An 18,708-nucleotide genomic window follows, 5' to 3' on the forward strand; every position below is an offset into this window, starting at 1 on the left:
CCCTGACGGTTTCCTTTCACACTTTTCTTCCCTCCGAAACTTTCGGCTTGGCAGTTTTTTGACAGTCTTACTCCGGGCAAAGCCCGGAATATCACTTTCTTTTCCGCGGGCACAGCGAACGTCGGATTTTGTCACCAAAAACCAGTATACCCGTTTTCGGATCGTACAAAAAGAAGGCAGCACAAGTTTTGCACTGCCTTTTTTCTTATGAAGCCTCTCCCGTAGCCCGGATTTTTTCATAATTTAGTTCGCTCAGGATCAATCTTTTTTCGCTCATAAAAGCTCTGCCAGCGTTTCCAGCGCGGCCGGAAGGCGCTCCGTTGGCATGCAGGCATAGTTCACGATCGCGCAGCCGCTGTTTTTCCCGTCGCTGCGGTAGTCGCTGAGGAAGCGCAGCGAAAGCCCGCGCTCCGCGGCACTCTGCTTCAGCTCGGCATCGGAGCGGGACGTCGCCAGCCGCAGCAGGAAGTGTGTCCCGGCGTTTTCCTCGATGATCTCGCAGCGCTGCGCCAGAGGGCTGGCCGCAATGGCTGCGAGGATGGCCGCGCGCTTCTCGCGGAAGCGCTTGCGCAGGCGGTTCAGATGGCGCTCATAGTCGCCGGAGGCAATGAAGCGCGCCAGCGTGAACTGCTCGAAGCTCGGCACGGCGCAGGCGTAAAAGCCGAGCTGCGTGCGCAGCCGCTCCATGAGCCGCGGCGGCAGGCAGAGGTAGGCAATACGCAGCGAGGGCGCGATGGTCTGGGAAAATGTGCTCAGATACAGCACCCGGCCCTGCCCGTCCAGACTGAACAGCGGCGGCACGGGCAGGCCCGTGTGGCGCAGCTCGCTGTCGTAGTCGTCCTCGATGATATACCGCTCCGGGGCCTCTGCGGCCCACGCCAGCAGCGCATTGCGGCGGCGGATGGGCATGACAATGCCCGTAGGATAGTGGTGCGCCGGGGAAATATGGGCGATCTGCGCGCCGCTGGCCCGCAGCGCTTCCAAGGACAGGCCCTCGCTGTCAAGGCCGATGGGGCAGACGGTCACATCGTTCGCCGCGTAGATGCCGGAGATCTTGCGGTAGCCGGGGTCCTCGACGGCATAGCGCAGCCTGCGCCCGAGGAGCTGCACGATGAGGCCATAAAGGTACTCCGTGCCCGCGCCGATGAAGATCTGCTCCGGCGAGACGCGCAGGCCGCGCGCCTGCTCCAGATGGGCCGCAATAGCCGCGCGCAGCTCCGGCGCTCCGGCGAAGTCGACCGACTGCATCAGGCGCTTGTCCGCGATGACCTCGCGCATCGTCCGCACCCAGACGGAGGCCGGGAACGGCACGTCCTCGCCCGTGCCGCCGCTGAGGTCGAACAGCGGCTCCGGCGCGGACGGCTGCGGCAGGGACGGCATATGCGGCGGCTGCACAGGGACGCTGCTGCCGATGGCACAGACATACACGCCGCTGCGCGGGCGCGCCTCGGCATAGCCCTCGGCCAGCAGCTGGGCATAGGCGCTCTCCACCGTGACGACGCTCACGCCCAGATGGGTGGCCAGCACGCGCTTGGACGGCAGGCGGGACCCGGCAGGCAGCCGTCCGGCGGCAATATCGTCGCGGATGCTCTGGTACAGCTGCTCATAGAGCGGATGGCCGGGCGTTTTTTTCAGGGTGTAGGTCAGCATGGCAGTTCCTCCATCTGGTCTGGTTAAAAAATTCTGTTTTGGGGCTTTTCATCAGTCCAATTTACAGTATAATAGGTTTCACCATGAAAAGCAAGAGAGGAAACCCATTATGAAACAGACAAAGCTCCGCACCCTGATCCTGGCCGCCCTGTTCGCCGCGCTGACCTGTGTGGCCACGATGATCATCCACCTTCCCTCGCCGATCGGCGGCTACTTCAACCTCGGCGACTGCATGGTGCTGCTCAGCGCCTTCGTGCTCGGCCCGGTCTGGGGCATGGCCGCAGGCGGCATTGGCTCCGCTCTGGCGGACCTGATCTCCGGCGCCATGACCTGGGTGCCCGGCACGCTGGTCATCAAGGCCCTGATGGCGCTCGCCGCCGCTCTGATCTACCGCGCCTTCGCAAAGAACGGCAGCCGGTTCGGCAAATCGTTCACCGGCGCTCTGCTCGGCTCCGTCGCAGCGGAGATCATCATGGTCGTCGGCTACTTCCTGTATGAGCTGCCGATGTTCGGCTACAAGCCCAGCCTGGCATCCGCCGTCTCGACGAACCTGCCGCAGGCGGCCGTCGGCCTTGTGGCCGGTATGGCGCTGTTCACGCTGCTCGACCGCACGCATCTTGCGGCCCGTATGAAAGGAGAACCCGTCCATGCTTGAGGAAATCTGCAGACAGGCCGAACAGGCCGCAGAAGAACTGATTGAAAAAGCAAAGCTGCATCCCGGTCAGATCGTCGTGATCGGCTGCTCCACAAGCGAGATCTGCGGCAGCCGCATCGGTTCGGACTCCCGTCCGGAGGTCGCCGAACAGGTCTTTGCCGCCCTGCACCGCGTGCTCACGGCCCACAGCCTGTATCTGGCCGCGCAGTGCTGCGAACACCTGAACCGCGCCATCATCATCGAGCGCGAGGCCGTCCCCGGCGCAGACATTGTGAATGTCGTCCCGCAGCCGAAGGCGGGCGGCTCGTTCGCCACGGCCGCTTACCACGCCTTCCGCGATCCTGTCGCCGTGGAGAGCATCCGTGCCGATGCCGGGCTGGATATCGGCGGAACGCTCATCGGCATGCACCTGAAGCAGGTCGCCGTACCCGTCCGCCTGCAGCTCGACCACATCGGCAGTGCCATCCTGCTGGCCGCCCGCGTCCGCCCGAAGTTCATCGGCGGTGTCCGCGCCGTCTACGATCAGGACTTGCTGTAAAAAAGAGAAAAATCAAGGCCTGTTCCGCGAATTGTGGAACAGGCCTGTTTTTATGCCTCCTGCGGGCGGACATGGATATGATAATCGATATGCCCGGCCGTTTCGTTTTCAATGGCAACGGAATACGAGACGTCCATCTCTCCGCCCGCGTCCGTCAGGGTGTTTTCGAGGCGGTCGGTCAGGACCGTAATCATCAGCGCACCGAAGCCCATGTCATACAGGGAGCGGTCCTCATGCCCCAGCTCGAACACCATCTGCGACTCCAGCGTGCCGCTGCGCTGCAGGGTGATGCGCGCAGGCTCCACGCGGAACACGGTCGTTGTACCCTCCATGCCCGTCAGCTCGCTCTCCTCGTAGGACAGCAGCAGAATGTCGCCCTCGCGTTCGAGCGTGCCCTCCGTCACAAGGCTCGTCTTCTCCGGCTCGTCCGTGCCGAAGCGCTGTGAGCCGGTGATGGTCAGAACAACCTTCATCTCAGTCCTCCAGCGCCAGCTCGATCAGATTGTCCAGCAGCTCGGGATAGGGAATGCCGCTGGCCTCAAACAGCTTGGGATACATGGAGATGGACGTGAAGCCGGGCAGGGTGTTGATCTCGTTGAAGACGATCTCCTGCCCCTCATAGGTCACGAAGAAGTCTACGCGGGACAGGCCGCGGCAGCCCATGGCCTCATAGATGCGGATGGCGTTGTCGCGCACGCGCTCTGAGACCTCCTCCGGGATGCGCGCCGGGATATAGAGCTGGGCGCAGTCGGAGATATATTTGGCGTCGTAGTCATAGAATTCCGTGCCGGAGTCGATCTCGCCGCAGACAGACGCGGCCGGACCGGCATTGCCGAGCACGGCGACCTCGACCTCGCGGCCGTTGATGAACTCCTCCACAAGGATCTTGCTGTCGTATTTTGACGCATTCGTCAGCGCCGCCAGCAGCGCCTCGCGGTTTTTGGCCTTGCTCACGCCGACAGACGAGCCCGTTCCGGCGGGCTTGATGAACACGGGATAGGAGAATGCCTTTTCCACGCCGTCCAGCACGGCCTCGGGATTATTTGCCAGCTCGCGCGTCGTGACGAGCCGCCACGCCGCCTGCCGGATCCCGGCGCGGTCTGCGACGAGCTTCGTCAGCGTCTTGTCCATGCAGGTGGCGGAGGCCGCCACGCCCGGTCCGACATAGGGCAGACCGGCCAGCTGCAGCAGGCCCTGAATGGAGCCGTCCTCGCCGTTTTCGCCGTGCAGGACAGGGAAAACGACGTCGATGCGCTCACGCACAACGCAGTCGCCCTCAAAATTCAGCAGGCCCTGCCCGCGCACCGGCGAGATCGCCGCGCGGCGGTTCTCCGGGCAATGCTGCCACTCGCCCGTCGGCAGCTTGCTGTAGTCCCTGCCGCCGTACAGGATCCATTCGCCGGTCTTGGTGATGCCGACCGGAAAGATGTTATATTTTTCCTTGTCGAGGTTGTTCAGCACGGACTCCGCAGAACGCAGCGAGACCTCATGCTCCGGGGACACGCCGCCGAACAGCACACAAACACTCAGTTTTTTCACGTTTTGCTCCTCCATCAGGATTCCGACAGTACCGCACGATCCGGCGAGGGCCGAAGGGGAATGATGCGGTATTGCCTTCATTTCAAGTCACTATATCATATGCCATCCGGCCGATAAAAACAAGTGGTATTTTCCATTTTTTCTTTGTTTTCCTGTGGAAAAAATCGGGCAAAGCCGCTATAATGGTCTGGAAAGGAAGGTGAGGCTGCGATGACCGTAGATCTGACCTCTGCAGAGTTCCGCCAGCTTCTGGACATGGTCTATATCGGCAACTGGGTGCTGAACTCCGCCCGCGGCGACGACCGCATCACGGAGTACGACCGGATTGAAAGCAAAATTTTCGGCCTGTGCAGCGGTACGCCGCTGTCCGCGCTCGTGGAAAAGCGGCTCGGCATCTCGTTCCCGTCGCGGGCCTTTGAGGACGGCGGCATCCACGAGGCCATTGCATACTATGAAGACGCCGTATTTTTTGACATCCTCGCAGAGGAGCTGGCGCGCCGCGATCTCGGCTATCCGGATTCCGGCATGTATAACGAGCTGAACGAACGGATGCAGAAATATCTGGCCGAATTCGATGCCAACGGCGTGGAAAACGTCACGGTCGACGGGATCGACTGAGTGAAGCGCAAAGGGACCGCCCTGTGGCGGTCCCTTTTTGTATCGTTTTGGGGCGTTCTGCAGGCGCTGACGGATTCGCACCGGGCACCGTGAAAATGGCAAACACCGAAATATAGGGTGTAGCGGCACTCACTGCGCAGCCGTTGGCGGCTTTGCCGCCTTACGGATGCGGCGTGCCCTTTACGGGTAATGAGCGCCTTTGGCAGTTGCAAATTTCCAGTCGCTATCGCCGACCGCACAGGTCTCCAGATTTGTCATTGCGAGGAGGCGCAGCCGACGTGGCAATCTCACAGAACATGGTCAGATAACAAGCAGCCTTCGGCGAATTCGCAGGCTGTTGCCCGAGATCGCCGCGGCCCCCTTGGGGCCTTGCAATGACAATTCTGGAAGCCTTATACCGCAAAAAAGCTGCCCCGCCGGAGCGGGGCAGCTGGAACGCATCTATCTGCCGTTTAGTGCGTGAGGAACAGCATCAGGAGGAACAGGATCGTGATGACCCAGGTGCCGACCTTGACTTCACGGATCTTGCCGGTGAAGATACGGATGAGCACATAGGAGATCAGGCCGAACGCGATGCCGTAGGAGATATTGTAGGTGAAGGGCATCATCGCCATCGTGAGGAACGAGGGCAGAGCAACGGACGGATCCATCCAGTCGAGGTCCTTGACGCAGTTGATCATCAGAACGCCGACATAGATGAGGGCAGCAGCGGTGGCCGCCGTCGGGATGAGCGAGGCGATGGGGCTGAGGAACATGGCGATGAAGAAGAGCGCAGCAGTCGCCATGGCCGCAAGGCCGGTTCTGCCGCCCTCTGCAACACCGGCAGAGGACTCGACGAACGTCGTGACCGTGGAGGTGCCGCAGATCGCACCGGTGGTGGTGGCGATGGCGTCAGCCAGCATGGCCTTGTCCATGTTGGGGACCTCGCCGTTCGGCAGCAGCATGTTGCCGCGGGCGCAGGCGCCGTACAGCGTGCCGAGGGTATCGAACATATCGACCATGCAGAAGGCCAGGGACGTCGTGATGAAGACGACGACCAGGTCTGCCGTGCCATGGGCGCTGACATAGGCGCTGAAGTCGAAGCCTTCCGTGAAGACCTTGCCGAAGGCCATCTCGCCGAAATCGCGGAACGGGCCGACGAAGTCGATCTTCAGCGTGGAGCTGAGGTCGCCATAGAAGCCGGGAACGGTCAGGCCGAGCACATAATACAGGGCTGCGCCGCCGAGGATGCCCCACAGGACAGCGCCGCGCACGCCCTTCTTGGACAGGACGGCGATGAGCACGAGGGCCAGGACGGTGACGATCATGGGCATAACGGTCGCCCAGCTGACATTGGCATTGTTGAACAGGTTGAAGGAGCCGAGGGTAACGCCGGTGCTGGCATCCTTCGCGACGAGGCCGACATTCTGCAGGCCGAGGAACGCGATGAACAGGCCAATGCCTGCGGGGATGGCCTTGCGGACGGCGTCGGGGATGGCGGTGAAGATCTTCTTGCGCAGGCCGGTGATGGTCAGCAGGATGAAGATGAGGCCGTCAACGAGAACGAACACAAGGGCGTTGGCGTAGGTGAAGCCGAAGCCGACGCAGACGGTATAAACGAAGAAGGCGTTCAGGCCCATGCCGGAGGCCTGTGCGAGCGGCAGATTCGACAGCAGTCCGATGAGGACGGAGCCGATGACTGCCGAGATCGCGGTGGCAATGTAGATGGCGCCGTAGCTGACGCCGAGGACGTTCGTTCCGTCGCTGAACGGATTGGCGAACATGTTGGCGTTGACCATGAGGATGTAAGCCATGGCCATGAACGTGGTCAGACCTGCCAGGATCTCAGTTCTGACGGTGGTGCCGTGTTTTTTCAGTCCAAAAAACTTTTCCATAAGTACCTCCCGTTTGTTTTTGCCGGTTCTGCCGGGGCCGGCGGTTCCGTAAGAGACCTGCGCGGAGCGGCATCTCCCGCAGGCTCCCATTGCTGTTATCATATCAGATTCTTTGCAGAAGTGCAATGGATTTTCCACAATTTGGTGTAGAAAAATACAGGTCCAAATTGTGCAGATTTCATAAAAAAGTTTTTATGCCCTAAATATAATTTTATAGCGTTCGCGAGTCCCCTGGCGATTTTAGAATATAAATCCTGTTATAAATTATTTATCGACTTGTTTTTGTGCGAAAAGATCCCCCTCCGGAAGAGAAGTCTCCTCCGGAAGGGTGTCTGGCAGGATAGTTATGCAGTGCGGTGTGCCTGCTCCAGTACGGCGGCCACGCGCGCGGACTGCTCCGCCATGCGGTCGAAGAACGCCGTGTCGTGCTGCACGATGGCATCGCGGAAGCGGGCAAATTCATAGACCATGCGGTTCTCGGCCTGCGGCAGCGCCACGTCGACCGGTTCGCCGTTCAGTTCGGCCGTGCAGCCGCCGAAGGCGTTGATGGGCCCGTCCTCCGCGAACCAGCCGTTCTCACCCGTGATGCGGCAGCCGCTGCCGAGGTCGGCGTTTTTCGCCGTGAGGATCTCGCACGTCAGGGACGGATACGTCAGTGTCAGCCGCCCGGCCAGATCGATGCCGTTCGGGCCGAGCTCCGCCAGATACCGGACGTCCTGCGGCGCGCCGAACAGGTCGACGGCCATATGCACGCAGTAAACGCCCATGTCGTTGAGCGCACCGGCCTGCATGGCAGGGTTGAAGATATTCGGGTTCTCGCCGCGCAGATAGGCATCGTAGCGCGAGGAATACTGCGCATAGGTGATGTGCGCCTGCTCGATGCGCCCGAGCTTCGGCAGCAGCAGGCGGCAGGCCTCGTACTGCGGCATGAACAGCGTCGTGATGGCCTCAAAGAAGTACACGCCGTTTGCGCGCGCGGCGTCGATGAGCCGCTGCACGTCGCCGCGGGTCACGGCGGCGGGCTTTTCTACGATGACGTGCTTGCCGTGCTCCAGCGCGGCAAGGGCCTGCTCCACATGGAAGCGGTTCGGCGAGGCGATGTCGATGAGGTCAAGGTCGCTGCGCTCCAGCATGGCGGCATAGTCCGTGCAGTGCTCCGGCACGCCCATCTCCGCCGCGAAGGCGCGGCCCTGCTCCTCGGTGCGGGAATAGACCACACGGCACTCCATGCCGTCCGTCAGACGGATGGCCTCCTGAATGGTCCGCATGATCGAGCTTGTCCCGACGGTACCCACTCGCAGCATATCAGTTCTCTCCTTCCAGCCCAAACAGGGCAGCAGCATTGTCATAGAGGATCTTCCGCTCCGTCTCCGGCGCAAGGTGCATGCCGCGCAAACGCGCCAGCTCGTGCTGCGGATCCCACATGGGGTAATCCGTGCCGAACAACACACGGTCCGCACCGTAGGCGTCGATGAGCGCGCGCCCGGCGGCGACGTCCATGGCGAAGAACGACGACGAGCAGTCGACCCAGAGGTTTTCAAAGCGTCCGGCAAGCTGCCGCGCGGCCTCCTGCCAGATCGTGTAGCCGCCGAAATGCGCGCCGATGACCGTCAGGCGCGGGAATCGCCGCAGCAGCGGGATAAGGCGGTTCGGATTGGAGAAGTCATAGCGGCTGTCTCCCGTGTGCAGGAGCAGGGGCAGCACGCCCTCGCACTGCTCCGCCAGCGCAAAGCAGCGCGGATCGTCGAGGCGGAAACCCTGGATGTCCGGATGCAGCTTCACGCCGTGCAGGCCCAGAGCGCGCAGGTGGGCGATATCCTCCTCCAGCGTCGGCGAATCGGGGTGCAGCGCGCCGAAGCCGTACAGGCGGTCCGGGAACTGCGCGACCTCGCGGGCGATGAACTCGTTGATATGCTGCACCTGATCCGGCCGTGTCGCTACGGACTGCACAAGAAATTTGGTAATGCCGCCGCCGTGGGCGAACAGCGTCTGCACCGTGCCGTCGAGCGTCTCGCCGGTGTAGTTATAGAAGGCCGCCGTGGTCTGGGCGGCCTTGCGGGCGATCTTTGCCGGGTAAATGTGGCAGTGGGCGTCAAAAACCTTCATCACAGGCGCTCCAGCACCGCCACGAGATACTCCCACGTCCGCGCCGTCGAGGCGATGTCGAGCCTCTCGCGTGACGTGTGGATGTCATGCATCTGCGGGCCGAACGAGACGGCATCCAGACCGGGCAGGCGGTCGGAGAAAATACCGCACTCCAGACCGGCATGGATAGCCTCCACGACCGGCTTGCGGCCGTACTGGGCCTCGAACACCTCGACCATGACCTCGCGCAGGCGGGAATCCTTCTGGTACTCCCATGCGGGGTACTCGCCGGATTCGCTGTAGCTGCCGCCGAAGCGGGCAGCCAGCGCCTTGAGCTGATCGATGAGGCCGAACTTCTCGCGGTTCACGGAGCTGCGCACCGAGAACGTCAGGCGCACGGCATCGGCGTCCGTCGTCAGGATGCCAAGGTTCAGGGAGGTCTGCACAAGGCCGGGGATGTCGCTGCTCATGGCCTGCACACCGTTCGGCACGGCGTTCAGAAGGCCAAGCACGGCCTCGCTCTCGGCCAGCATCTCGCCCGCCTCGGCAGGCTCGCAGTAGAATTCCGCATGCTGCTCCGTCTCCGGCAGGGCGGCTTTGGCCGCATTCGCTGCAAACAGCGCAGCAAAATCGTCCGCCTCGCTGACAACGATGGCCTCGGACGCACGCGGGATGGCATTGTCCTTGCTGCCGCCCGCGATGGAGCACAGCGTGACGGGCAGGCCCTGCAGCGCCGCCGCAAGGACCTTGTTGGCATTGGCGCGGCCCTTGTTGATCTCCACGCCGCTGTGGCCGCCGGTCAGGCCGCGCACACCGACACGCCAAGCCTTCCCCTGCGCAGGAACACGCTTGACGGGAACGGTCAGACAGGACGTCGCGCCTCCGGCGCAGCTGACGGTCAGGATGCCCTCGTCCTCAGAGTCGATGTTCAGCAGCACACGGCCCTGCAGGCCGCTCATATCGAGGGCTGCCGCGCCGAGCATGCCGATCTCCTCGTCGACGGTAAACACCGCCTCGAGCGGCGGGTGCTTCAGCTCGCTTGAGTCCAGCACCGCCAGCGCATAGGCCACGGCGATGCCGTCGTCGCCGCCGAGCGTCGTGCCGTCGGCAAAAATATAGGTGTCGTCATGGCGCAGGCGCAGGCCGTCCTTCGAAAAATCGATGTCGCAGTCCGCATCCTTCTCGCAGACCATGTCGAGGTGGCCCTGCAGGATCACGGTGGGATGGTCCTCATAGCCGGGGCTGGCCGGCTTGCGGATGATGACGTTGTTCGACCCGTCCTGCTGCCAGCTCAGGCCGCGCTCCTGCGCGAAGCGGACGCAGTAGTCCGAGATCGCCTTCGTGTCGCGCGAGCCGTGCGGGATGGCGCACAGCGTCTCAAAAAAGCCCAACGCAGCCGCAGGCTGAAGTCCTTCTAAAACACGCATAACAATAGCCTCCTTTTTTGCTCATCATAGCACATTTTTCGGATATTGTCCACGGGTCAGACACGCAGAATTTCGGTTTCGTTGGCATTCCAACAGACTTTCCGCCTGCATTTGTTAAAATAGATGCGAACAGGAGGGAATGCCATGATTCTGGAAGGATGTCAGGGGAAGCCCCGCACGCCCGAAATTTTGGAGAAGGTCTGCCCGCAGTGCGGCAGCGAGATCGAGCTGTTCACCTGCGACACGCAGGCCGTGTGCGAGCACTGCGGCTTTGTGGTCTATAACGACACGCTCAGCTGCGTGCAGTGGTGCAAATATGCCCGCCAGTGCGTGGGCGACGCAATGTATGAGCAGATGATGGCCATTGCCGAACGGCAGAAAGCCAACCGAAAGTTACGCAAATCGGAGGATAACACCCATGATCAGACGGATCATTGAAATCGACGAAGAACGCTGCACCGGCTGCGGCCTGTGCGCGAAGGCCTGCCACGAGGGCGCCATCGCCATGGTGAACGGCAAGGCGACGCTGGCCCGCGAGCATTTCTGCGACGGGCTCGGCGACTGCCTGCCCGCCTGCCCGGCCGATGCCATCCGCTTTGTGGAGCGCGAGGCCCCTGCCTATGACGAGGCCGCCGTGCAGGCCGCCAAGGCGGCGCAGTCCCCGGCGGGCGGCTGCCCCGGCGCGCAGGCCATGCGCTTCACCCCGTCCGCCGCACCCGCGCAGGACGGCGCGGCGTCCGCCCTGCAGAACTGGCCCGTGCAGATCAGGCTGCTGAGCACCTCGGCACCCTATCTGCAGGGTGCGGACCTTGTCATTGCCGCGGACTGCACGGCGTTTTCCTGCGCGCAGTTCCACAGCCGCTATCTTGCCGGACGCATCGCCATGATCGGCTGTCCGAAGCTCGACGCCGTGGACTACAGCGAAAAGCTCACGGAGCTGTTCCGCCGGAACGACATCCGCTCCGTCCTCGTCGTGCGGATGCAGGTACCGTGCTGCGGCGGCCTGACCTACGCCGTGGAGACGGCGCTCGCCGCCTCCGGCCGGGATATCCCGCTGCGCGTCGTCATTCTAACGCCAAGCGGGGAAGAGGTAGCATAAAAATCGCCCTGAGAAGCAGAAATGCTTCTCAGGGCGTCGCTTTTTTCAGGCCAGCTTTTCTCCGGCCAGCCAGACCTCACGGCGGTTCAGCTCGGCATCGCAGATCACGAAATCCGCCTGCTTGCCGTCGCGGATAGAGCCGACCTCGTCCAGGCAGCCGAGCTGCCGGGCGGGGTTATAGGTCGCGGCGCGGACGGCATCCTCGCGCGGAATGCCGAACGAAATGGCACGCAGCATGCAGTCATAGACATTCGTAGCGGAGCCTGCGATGGTCCCGTCGGACAGGCGGGCCACGCCGCCCTGCAGGAACACGGGCTGGCCGCCCAGCTCATACTCGCCGTCGGGCATGCCGCAGCAGCGCAGCGAATCGGAGATGAGCACCATGCGCGCCGGGCCGAACATGCGGAACGCCAGCCGCACGGAGGCGGGGTGGACATGCTGGCCGTCGCTGATGAGCTCCGCGCTCACCTGCTCGTTCTCGACCGCGGCCGGGATGACGCCGGGCTTGCGGTGGTGGATGCCGGGCATAGCATTATACAGGTGCGTCAGGTGCGTGACGCCTGCTTCAATGGCGCAGACGGCATCGTCATAGGACGCATCCGTGTGCGCGATGGAGACGGTGCACCGCTTGCTTGCCTTGCGCACAAATTCCGCTGCACCGGGCAGCTCCGGCGCGACGTCCACGATGCGGACGATGCCGTTGCCGGCGGCAAAGAGCTTGCTGAACGCCTCAAAGTCCGGCTCACGGAGATAGGCGGCGTTCTGCGCGCCCTTTTTCTTCTCGCTGAAGAACGGTCCCTCCATATGCGCGCCGCGCACGACAGCGCAGCCCGCGGGGCGCTCGTCCGCCATGCGGTAGGCCGTGGCAAAGGCCGCAGCCAGCGTCTCATACGGCAGGGTCAGCGTCGTGGGGGCAATGGAGGTGATGCCGTTCCTGGCACTGTAGCGCGCCATGCGGACATAGTCGTCCCAATTGCCGTCGGAGTAATCCGCGCCGGAATTGCCGTGCGTGTGGATATCGAGCAGGCCGGGGATGACATAGGCGCCGTGCAGATCGACGGCGTCCGGGCCCGGCTGGCCCAGCACACGCGCGAAGCGGCCGTTTTCCACGGCGAAGGCCCCGTGCTCAAAGCGGAATTTCTCCGTATAGATCATTGCATTCTGAAACTGCATGATATTCTCCCTCCGTCCGGGCTCAGGCGTTTTTGCGCAGCTCCGGCAGACTGGCGGCCGCCACAGACTGGCCGACACGGCGCGTTTTCTCATCCGGCAGCATGACGCGCACCTTCTGCGCAAGCTCCGGATATTCCTCGTTCAGGATGGACAGGCAGGTCTCGAGAATGACGCTGCCGCCGAGGCCGGACATGACGCGGCCGAGCACGATCATGTGGTGCACGTCGTAGAAGCGGCAGTACAGCTTCAGCGTATGGGCCAGATATGCGCCGATGGAGGCGAAGATCCGGCGGGCGCGGCTGTCGCCCTTCTCCATGAGGTTCTGCACGACCTTGAGCTTTTCAGCGGGCGTGAGCGCGGAATCCAGCTCGATGCCGGCGCGCGGCGCGAGCTTGATGACGGCGTCCTGCGAGAAATACTTGCAGCCGACGCCGATGTCCGTGGACCACTCGTCCGCCATGGCGTCCTCAAAGAGGTCGACCGGCGCAAAGGCCAGCTCATTGAGCCAGCCGAGCACCTTGCCCTCGGCGTCGACATAGCCGACGGCCTCGGACGTACCCATAGCCATGCCCATAACGGAGCCGCACTCCAGGCCCATGGCCCCGGCCAGCGCCGTCACGTCGCCGTCGTTCGCCACGACGATCGGCACATCGCCGATCTCCCTGGCCGCGCGGTCATAGATCGTCTTGACAAGCTCGCGCTTCTCGCGCGGGACCTTCAAGAACAGGGCGGAGACCATCGGGCTGTTGCCGATAAACACACCGGCGGAGGAAACGCCGATGCCGTCCACGCGCGGCATTTTGGATGCGGCCGTGCGGAACGCCTCGACGATGCCGTCGAAATGATACTGGGGGTCCGGCTCCGTCTTCGGGTGCCAGACGACCTCCTCGGAATAAACGGTCTTGCCGTCGATGACCGCAGAGACCTTGCGGTCGGAGCCGCCCGCGTCAAAGCCGATGCGGCAGCCCTCCATATGGCCGCCGATGGCGACGGAGGACTCGTTTGCCTGCGGCAGCTGCTCGGGCGTGCAGTCGATGACCTCGAACGGCACTTCATAGACGTCCTGCATGAACTGCACATCAAATGCGCGCTCGCCCGTGAGGGTATAGGCGCGCTGCAGGCGCTGCGCCAGCGCGCTGTCGCCGCAGATCCAGATGCGGAAGCCGCCGATGGACCACAGCAGGAATTTCACATAGCGCTCGACATAGCGATAATCGGCCTCGGCCATTTCCGGCGTGCCGTGGATCTTCGTCTCACGGACGGAGATCTTGCCCTGATCGCGCTCGAGCGCGATGGTCAGGGGCTTTTCCGCGCCCCTGGCATAGGCCTCGAGCCACACGCCGAAGGGGATAAAGTCCGGATCGAGCTCCGGCATATGCTTGACGGAATATTCAACGCCTAAATACTGCATAGCTCCTCCTCAGTTTCGCTTTGCCGCTTCTTCTGCGACGATGGCCTGCATTTCGTCCCAGTGGGCCTCCATGTCGGCCACCAGCTTCATCTGCGCACGGGCGCGCACGAGATTGTGCTCGGGGTAGGCGACGCGGAAATAGCGGTCGCCGTCGAGATAGTCGGTCAGGAAGCGCACGGCCAGCTCGAGCGTGATGATCTTTGCGCCGAGCGGCAGCAGCTCCAGCTCCTTGGGTGTCAGGCTCTTGCAGGCGGCGAGATACCCCGCCGTGTAGACCTGGAACAGGTGCAGATTGATGCCCATTTTCGAAAGGTCCTTCTCATCCTCGGCCGCAGTCGCCGCGCCAAAGCGGATAGAATCACCGTAGTCATACAGCGACGAGCCGGGCATGACGGTGTCGAGATCGAGCACGCACAGCGCCTTGCGCGTCCGGCGGTCGAACAGGACGTTATTGAGCTTCGTATCGTTGTGCGTGACGCGCAGCGGCAGCTCGCCGCTGTCGAGCAGGCTGCAGAGCGTGCCCGCCTCCTGCTCGCGGTCGAGCGCGAAGCGGATATCGTCCGGCACGCCCGCCGCGCGGCCCGCGAGATCGTCCTGCAGGGCCTTGCGGAAGATGCGGTAGCGGTTCGTTGTGTTGTGGAACAGGGGAATCGTCTCGTGGAGCGTCTCCGCAGGGAACTCGCGCAGCATCTCCTGGAAGCGGCCGAAGGCGATGGCGCTCTCATAGAAGTCGGTGTCGGACTCCGGGGCCTCAAGGCAGATGCCGTCGGCAAATTCATAGCAGCGCCAGTACTCGCCCGCCTCATCGATATGATAGTATACCCCGGTATCGGCCGGAATAAAATTCAGGACCTCATGGGGATCCTCCGCGCGCTCCCGCAGGTACTGTGTCACGGCACCGACATTCTCCATCACAGCCTTCGGATCGGCAAACACATAGCGGTTGATGCGCTGGAGAATATAGGCATGCCCGTCGTCCGTCTTGACCTGATAGGTGCAGTTGATGTGGCCGTGGCCGTATTTCTCGCAGGTGATCGGAGCGCCGCTGATGGCGAAGTGGGTAATGGCTGGCTCCACGCGGTGTGCAGTCTTCAAAGCAGTATCATCCTCTCGTTTTTCCCATGCTATGCCGCCGTACAGGCGGATGGGAATCCGCATTGCGGTCTTGTTTTCCTTGTAATGCGTCGGAATCCATGTTTTTGGCAAGATTTCCGGCGCGCCGTCCAAGAACAGGTCGTTACGTCGACCGAATTTCCGCTATTATATCAGGATTTTACCATAATAGCAAGCAAATATCCCATTTTCGACGGTCCTTCCAAAAAAGTTCACATTTTATCGGGTATCTTTTGGGCATTCGCAGGGGTCATTCCGCGCTGCTGAGGTCCTGCGTGCTGCGCAGGGTTGCATACAGGCCGCCGAGGCGCATAAGCTCCTCGTGCGTGCCCTGCTCGCAGATGCGGCCGTCCGCCACGACCAGAATGCGCGAGGCGCTGCGGATGGTCGAAAGGCGGTGGGCGATGATGAGCGTCGTGCGGCCCTCGGCCAGATGGTCGAGCGCGTGCTGGATCTTCGACTCCGTCACACTGTCGAGCGCGCTCGTGGCCTCGTCCAGGATCAGGATAGGCGGATTCTTCAGGAAAATACGCGCGATGGACACGCGCTGCTTCTGTCCGCCGGACAGGAGCGTGCCGCGCTCGCCGACATAGGTGTCGAAGCCGTCGGGCATGGCCATGATATCGTCATAAATTTCCGCCTGCCGCGCCGCCTCCCGGATTTCCTCCATGGTAGCGTCCGGGCGGCCGTAGCGGATGTTGTTCGCAATGGTGTCGGCAAACAGGAACACATCCTGCTGCACGACACCGATGGCGTGGTGCAGGGACTCCTGCGTGACCGAGCGCACGTCCTGCCCGTCGATGCAGATGCGGCCGGACGTCACGTCATAAAAGCGCGGGATCAGGCGGCACAGCGTGCTTTTGCCGCCGCCGGACGGGCCGACGACCGCAACGGTCTCGCCGGGCCGGACGTGCAGCGTGACGTGCTCGAGCACCTCCTGATTTTCCTCATAGGAGAACGAGACGTCCTCAACGTCGATCGCGCCCCGGACATGTCCGAGCGCTTTCGCATCCGGCGCGTCGCGCAGCTTCGGCTCCGTGCGCATCAGCTCGACGAAGCGGCCGAGGCCCGCAAAGCCGTTGGCGAACATCTCGGCGAAATTTACGAGCTTGCGCACGGGGCTCGTGAACGTGGAGATATACAGGGAGAACGTGAACAGGTCGACCAGATCCATCCGGCCCTGCATGATGAGCGTGCCGCCCACGGTGATAACGGCCACGCTCAGGATCGAGAGGAAGAACTCCAGCGAGCCGGAGAAAATGCCCATCTCGCGGTGGAACTCCCGCTTCGAGACCTTGAAGCGGTCGTTGGCCTCGCTGAACTTGCCGAACTCCACGGCCTCGTTCGCGAAGGCCTTCGCCGTGCGGATGCCGGAGAGCGAGGACTCGATCTCGGCGTTGATGGCCGCCGTGCGCTTCTTCACGCCGCGCGAGACCCTGCTCATTTTCCGGCGGCGCGTGATGACGACGATAAGCAGGATCGGCAGGATGACGCACACGACCAGGGCCAGACGCCACTCGATCGTGAACATGACGGCGAGCGCGCCGACGATCGTCAGCAGGGAGATCATCAGGTCCTCAGGGCCGTGGTGCGCCAGCTCCGTGATCTCGAACAGGTCCGTCGTCAGACGGCTCATGAGCTGGCCCGTGCGGTTGTGGTCATAGAATTCATAGCCGAGGCTCTGCATGTGGCGGAACAGGTCGCGGCGGATATCGGCCTCAACGCGGATGCCGAACGTATGGCCGTAATAGGCGATGATATAATAGAAGAACGCGCGCACGAGGTACGCCGCCGCCATGATGCCCATGACGACAAAGAACGTATGGTAGGCGTGCGCGGGCAGCATCGTGTTGATCGCGCGGCGGGAGATGAGCGGAAAAATGAGATCGACCGCGCCGATGAACAGCGCGCAGAGCATGTCCAGCAGAAACAGACGGCGGTGCGGACCGAAATACGACAGGAAAATGCGCAGCAGGCCATGCTGCTGATAATAGCGGGTATCGCGCTTCACTCAGGCCGCCTCCTTTCCGACAATGTTCTGGATCCAGACGCCGCGGCGGATCATGATGAGGCCGACAACGCACTTGCCGATATCGGCCAGCTGGCAGCAGAGGAACAGCGGCACGATCGGCAGGCCGGTGAAGCGGCTGAGCACAAAGGCCATCGGCACGGTCAGCACGCAGACATAGAAGCTGTCGAACAGGAACGTCACGAACGTCTTGCCGCCGGAGCGCAGGGTAAAATAGCAGGCGTTGGCCAGCGCATTGATCGGCATGCACAGCGCGCAGATGCGGATAAACGAGGCCGCAAAGCCGCGGATGCTGTCAGACGTGTTATAGATCTGCGGAAACAGGTGGGCGACCAGGGACATCAGGCCGCCGAGCACGATGCAGATGACGACGGAGAACGTGATGAGCTTACGGTCCGTATCGGCGGCTTCCTCCATCTTCCCCGCGCCGAGCAGCTGGCCGACGAGGATGCCGACGGCATTGCCCATGGCCATAAAGGCGACATTGAACACGTTCGAGACGGTCGAGCAGATGTTATAGGCCGAGACAACATCATAGCCGCGCACAGAGTAGCACTGCGCCAGCAGCGCCATACCTGCCGCCCAGAGCGTTTCGTTCAACAGGAGCGGGATGCTCTTTTTCGCAATGTCGCGGGCCAGCGCGGCCGGGATGCGGAACGAGCGGTACACGCCGCGCAGATAGGGCACGCGCTCCGGGTTGCGGTGCGCCCAGAGCATGACGACACCCGCCTCGACAAAGCGCGCAATGACCGTGGCAATAGCCGCACCCGAGGCCCCGAGCCGCGGGAAGCCGAGATAGCCGAAGATCAGCAGCGTGTTGAAGCAGAGATTCACCACAACGGACACGACGCCCGCAACCATGGGCACGACGGTCTGGCCCGTCTCACGCAGCGTGCCGGAATAGCACTGCGCCAGCGTAAACGGGATAAAGCCGACGAGCATGATGAGCAGATATTCCTTTGCATAGCCGAGGCTGGCCGCGATCTGCTCCGGGGAGCCGTCGCCCTTGAGGTACAGGAGGATCAGGTCCTCGCCGAACAGCAGGAAAATGCACGCGCCGAGCACCGTAAGGGCCGTGCAGACGAGCAGCTTGAAGCGGAACGTCTGCCGCACGCCGTCCCAGTCACCCTTGCCGTAATACTGCGCACCGAAAATACCCGCGCCGGACACCGCGCCGAAAATGGCAAGGTTAAACACAAAGATCAGCTGATTGACGATGGCAACGCCGGTCATCTGCTCCGTGCCGACGCGGCCGACCATGATATTATCCAGCAGGCTGACGAAGTTTGTGATGCCGTTCTGGATCATGATGGGGACTGCAACGGCGAGCGCCATTTTATAGAACGCCGCATTTCCGATGTATTTCTTTCTGAGCGATAAATGCACGCCTCTTTCCTCCTCTATTCTTTCTATCTTTTTCTTCACAGTCTGCCTATTGTAACAGAATCCGTGCGGAAAAGCAAGAGGCGGCTTATGGGAGCCCTGCAGGGACGGGGC

Annotated in this window: 17 protein-coding genes; 5 read left to right on the forward strand and 12 right to left on the reverse strand. The window is 62.3% G+C overall.

Features of this window, described 5'->3' with window-relative positions:
• Window positions 1-273: 273 nt before the first annotated feature.
• On the reverse strand, window positions 274-1,650 hold the full coding sequence (locus tag ACMKFF_RS01785) for a PLP-dependent aminotransferase family protein (RefSeq protein ID WP_419495850.1): 1,377 nt from the start codon (window positions 1,648-1,650) through the stop codon (window positions 274-276).
• Between the two features lie 109 nt (window positions 1,651-1,759).
• Here ACMKFF_RS01785 and ACMKFF_RS01790 point away from each other — a divergent pair, with 109 nt between their 5' ends.
• Together ACMKFF_RS01790 and ACMKFF_RS01795 are read left to right on the forward strand one after the other, a co-directional pair.
• Window positions 1,760-2,305, forward strand: a complete 546-nt coding sequence (locus ACMKFF_RS01790; protein WP_419495851.1) for an ECF transporter S component — start codon at window positions 1,760-1,762, stop codon at window positions 2,303-2,305.
• The gene (locus ACMKFF_RS01795; RefSeq protein ID WP_419495852.1) at window positions 2,298-2,843 is read left to right on the forward strand and encodes a TIGR01440 family protein; all 546 of its coding nucleotides are present in this window, start codon (window positions 2,298-2,300) and stop codon (window positions 2,841-2,843) included. The genes ACMKFF_RS01790 and ACMKFF_RS01795 overlap by 8 nt, the downstream gene beginning before the upstream one ends.
• Before the next feature lie 50 nt (window positions 2,844-2,893).
• On the opposite strand, the gene ACMKFF_RS01800 is transcribed toward ACMKFF_RS01795, so the two are convergent.
• Both ACMKFF_RS01800 and ACMKFF_RS01805 read right to left on the reverse strand, forming a co-directional pair.
• Window positions 2,894-3,316 (reverse strand): DUF1934 domain-containing protein, encoded by a 423-nt coding sequence (locus tag ACMKFF_RS01800; protein WP_367926869.1) that lies wholly within the window; start codon window positions 3,314-3,316, stop codon window positions 2,894-2,896.
• A gap of 1 nt (window position 3,317) precedes the next feature.
• Window positions 3,318-4,382, reverse strand: a complete 1,065-nt coding sequence (locus tag ACMKFF_RS01805; RefSeq protein WP_419495853.1) for a D-alanine--D-alanine ligase family protein — start codon at window positions 4,380-4,382, stop codon at window positions 3,318-3,320.
• 210 nt (window positions 4,383-4,592) lie between these two features.
• Here ACMKFF_RS01805 and ACMKFF_RS01810 point away from each other — a divergent pair, with 210 nt between their 5' ends.
• The gene (locus ACMKFF_RS01810) at window positions 4,593-5,000 is read left to right on the forward strand and encodes a hypothetical protein (protein ID WP_349136992.1); all 408 of its coding nucleotides are present in this window, start codon (window positions 4,593-4,595) and stop codon (window positions 4,998-5,000) included.
• Window positions 5,001-5,452: 452 nt separating this feature from the next.
• Here ACMKFF_RS01810 and ACMKFF_RS01815 read toward each other — a convergent pair whose 3' ends face one another.
• The 4 genes from ACMKFF_RS01815 to ACMKFF_RS01830 form a co-directional block, all read right to left on the reverse strand.
• Window positions 5,453-6,874 carry an NCS2 family permease gene (locus ACMKFF_RS01815; RefSeq protein WP_349136993.1) on the reverse strand — a complete coding sequence of 474 codons (1,422 nt, stop codon included), beginning with the start codon at window positions 6,872-6,874 and terminating at the stop codon, window positions 5,453-5,455.
• A gap of 344 nt (window positions 6,875-7,218) precedes the next feature.
• Window positions 7,219-8,178 (reverse strand): Gfo/Idh/MocA family protein, encoded by a 960-nt coding sequence (locus tag ACMKFF_RS01820; protein ID WP_419495854.1) that lies wholly within the window; start codon window positions 8,176-8,178, stop codon window positions 7,219-7,221.
• Between the two features lies 1 nt (window position 8,179).
• Window positions 8,180-8,980, reverse strand: coding sequence for an amidohydrolase family protein (locus ACMKFF_RS01825; RefSeq protein WP_419495855.1), 801 nt, complete (start codon window positions 8,978-8,980; stop codon window positions 8,180-8,182).
• Window positions 8,980-10,386: an aminoacyl-histidine dipeptidase gene (locus ACMKFF_RS01830; protein ID WP_419495856.1), complete on the reverse strand. Its 1,407-nt coding sequence runs from the start codon at window positions 10,384-10,386 to the stop codon at window positions 8,980-8,982. The genes ACMKFF_RS01825 and ACMKFF_RS01830 overlap by 1 nt, the downstream gene beginning before the upstream one ends.
• A gap of 144 nt (window positions 10,387-10,530) precedes the next feature.
• Between ACMKFF_RS01830 and ACMKFF_RS01835 the strand changes: the two genes are divergently transcribed.
• Both ACMKFF_RS01835 and ACMKFF_RS01840 read left to right on the forward strand, forming a co-directional pair.
• Complete coding sequence (locus ACMKFF_RS01835; protein WP_349136997.1) at window positions 10,531-10,824, forward strand: hypothetical protein; 294 nt, start codon at window positions 10,531-10,533, stop codon at window positions 10,822-10,824.
• The gene (locus ACMKFF_RS01840; RefSeq protein WP_419495857.1) at window positions 10,805-11,485 is read left to right on the forward strand and encodes an ATP-binding protein; all 681 of its coding nucleotides are present in this window, start codon (window positions 10,805-10,807) and stop codon (window positions 11,483-11,485) included. The genes ACMKFF_RS01835 and ACMKFF_RS01840 overlap by 20 nt, the downstream gene beginning before the upstream one ends.
• Window positions 11,486-11,530: 45 nt before the next feature.
• Here the strand turns inward: ACMKFF_RS01840 and nagA are convergent, their stop codons facing one another.
• The 5 genes from nagA to ACMKFF_RS01865 all read right to left on the reverse strand — a co-directional run bounded on the left by nagA (window position 11,531) and on the right by ACMKFF_RS01865 (window position 18,597).
• A complete protein-coding gene (gene nagA, locus ACMKFF_RS01845; protein ID WP_419495858.1) occupies window positions 11,531-12,658 on the reverse strand; it encodes an N-acetylglucosamine-6-phosphate deacetylase in 1,128 nt (375 codons plus the stop codon).
• Between the two features lie 22 nt (window positions 12,659-12,680).
• Window positions 12,681-14,069: an ROK family protein gene (locus ACMKFF_RS01850; protein WP_419495859.1), complete on the reverse strand. Its 1,389-nt coding sequence runs from the start codon at window positions 14,067-14,069 to the stop codon at window positions 12,681-12,683.
• A 9-nt stretch (window positions 14,070-14,078) separates the two neighbouring features.
• Window positions 14,079-15,164: a phosphotransferase enzyme family protein gene (locus ACMKFF_RS01855; RefSeq protein WP_367926879.1), complete on the reverse strand. Its 1,086-nt coding sequence runs from the start codon at window positions 15,162-15,164 to the stop codon at window positions 14,079-14,081.
• A gap of 268 nt (window positions 15,165-15,432) precedes the next feature.
• Entirely contained in the window at window positions 15,433-17,193 is a 1,761-nt protein-coding gene (locus tag ACMKFF_RS01860) for an ABC transporter ATP-binding protein (protein ID WP_418464076.1), read from the reverse strand.
• Window positions 17,194-18,597, reverse strand: coding sequence for an MATE family efflux transporter (locus tag ACMKFF_RS01865; protein ID WP_419495860.1), 1,404 nt, complete (start codon window positions 18,595-18,597; stop codon window positions 17,194-17,196).
• Between the last annotated feature and the right edge of the window lie 111 nt (window positions 18,598-18,708).

Origin of the sequence: Faecousia sp., assembly GCF_048519415.1 — a bacterium.
GTDB lineage: Bacteria > Bacillota > Clostridia > Oscillospirales > Oscillospiraceae > JAZOXB01.

Bases quoted from the DNA above. Each gene is read 5' to 3' on its own strand.
- ACMKFF_RS01785 (WP_419495850.1), bottom strand. From the start codon at position 1,650: ATGCTGACCTACACCCTGAAAAAAACGCCCGGCCATCCGCTCTATGAG.
- ACMKFF_RS01790 (WP_419495851.1), top strand. From the start codon at position 1,760: ATGAAACAGACAAAGCTCCGCACCCTGATCCTGGCCGCCCTGTTCGCC.
- ACMKFF_RS01795 (WP_419495852.1), top strand. From the start codon at position 2,298: ATGCTTGAGGAAATCTGCAGACAGGCCGAACAGGCCGCAGAAGAACTG.
- ACMKFF_RS01800 (WP_367926869.1), bottom strand. From the start codon at position 3,316: ATGAAGGTTGTTCTGACCATCACCGGCTCACAGCGCTTCGGCACGGAC.
- ACMKFF_RS01810 (WP_349136992.1), top strand. From the start codon at position 4,593: ATGACCGTAGATCTGACCTCTGCAGAGTTCCGCCAGCTTCTGGACATG.
- ACMKFF_RS01815 (WP_349136993.1), bottom strand. From the start codon at position 6,874: ATGGAAAAGTTTTTTGGACTGAAAAAACACGGCACCACCGTCAGAACT.
- ACMKFF_RS01820 (WP_419495854.1), bottom strand. From the start codon at position 8,178: ATGCTGCGAGTGGGTACCGTCGGGACAAGCTCGATCATGCGGACCATT.
- ACMKFF_RS01825 (WP_419495855.1), bottom strand. From the start codon at position 8,980: ATGAAGGTTTTTGACGCCCACTGCCACATTTACCCGGCAAAGATCGCC.
- ACMKFF_RS01830 (WP_419495856.1), bottom strand. From the start codon at position 10,386: ATGCGTGTTTTAGAAGGACTTCAGCCTGCGGCTGCGTTGGGCTTTTTT.
- ACMKFF_RS01835 (WP_349136997.1), top strand. From the start codon at position 10,531: ATGATTCTGGAAGGATGTCAGGGGAAGCCCCGCACGCCCGAAATTTTG.
- ACMKFF_RS01840 (WP_419495857.1), top strand. From the start codon at position 10,805: ATGATCAGACGGATCATTGAAATCGACGAAGAACGCTGCACCGGCTGC.
- nagA (WP_419495858.1), bottom strand. From the start codon at position 12,658: ATGCAGTTTCAGAATGCAATGATCTATACGGAGAAATTCCGCTTTGAG.
- ACMKFF_RS01850 (WP_419495859.1), bottom strand. From the start codon at position 14,069: ATGCAGTATTTAGGCGTTGAATATTCCGTCAAGCATATGCCGGAGCTC.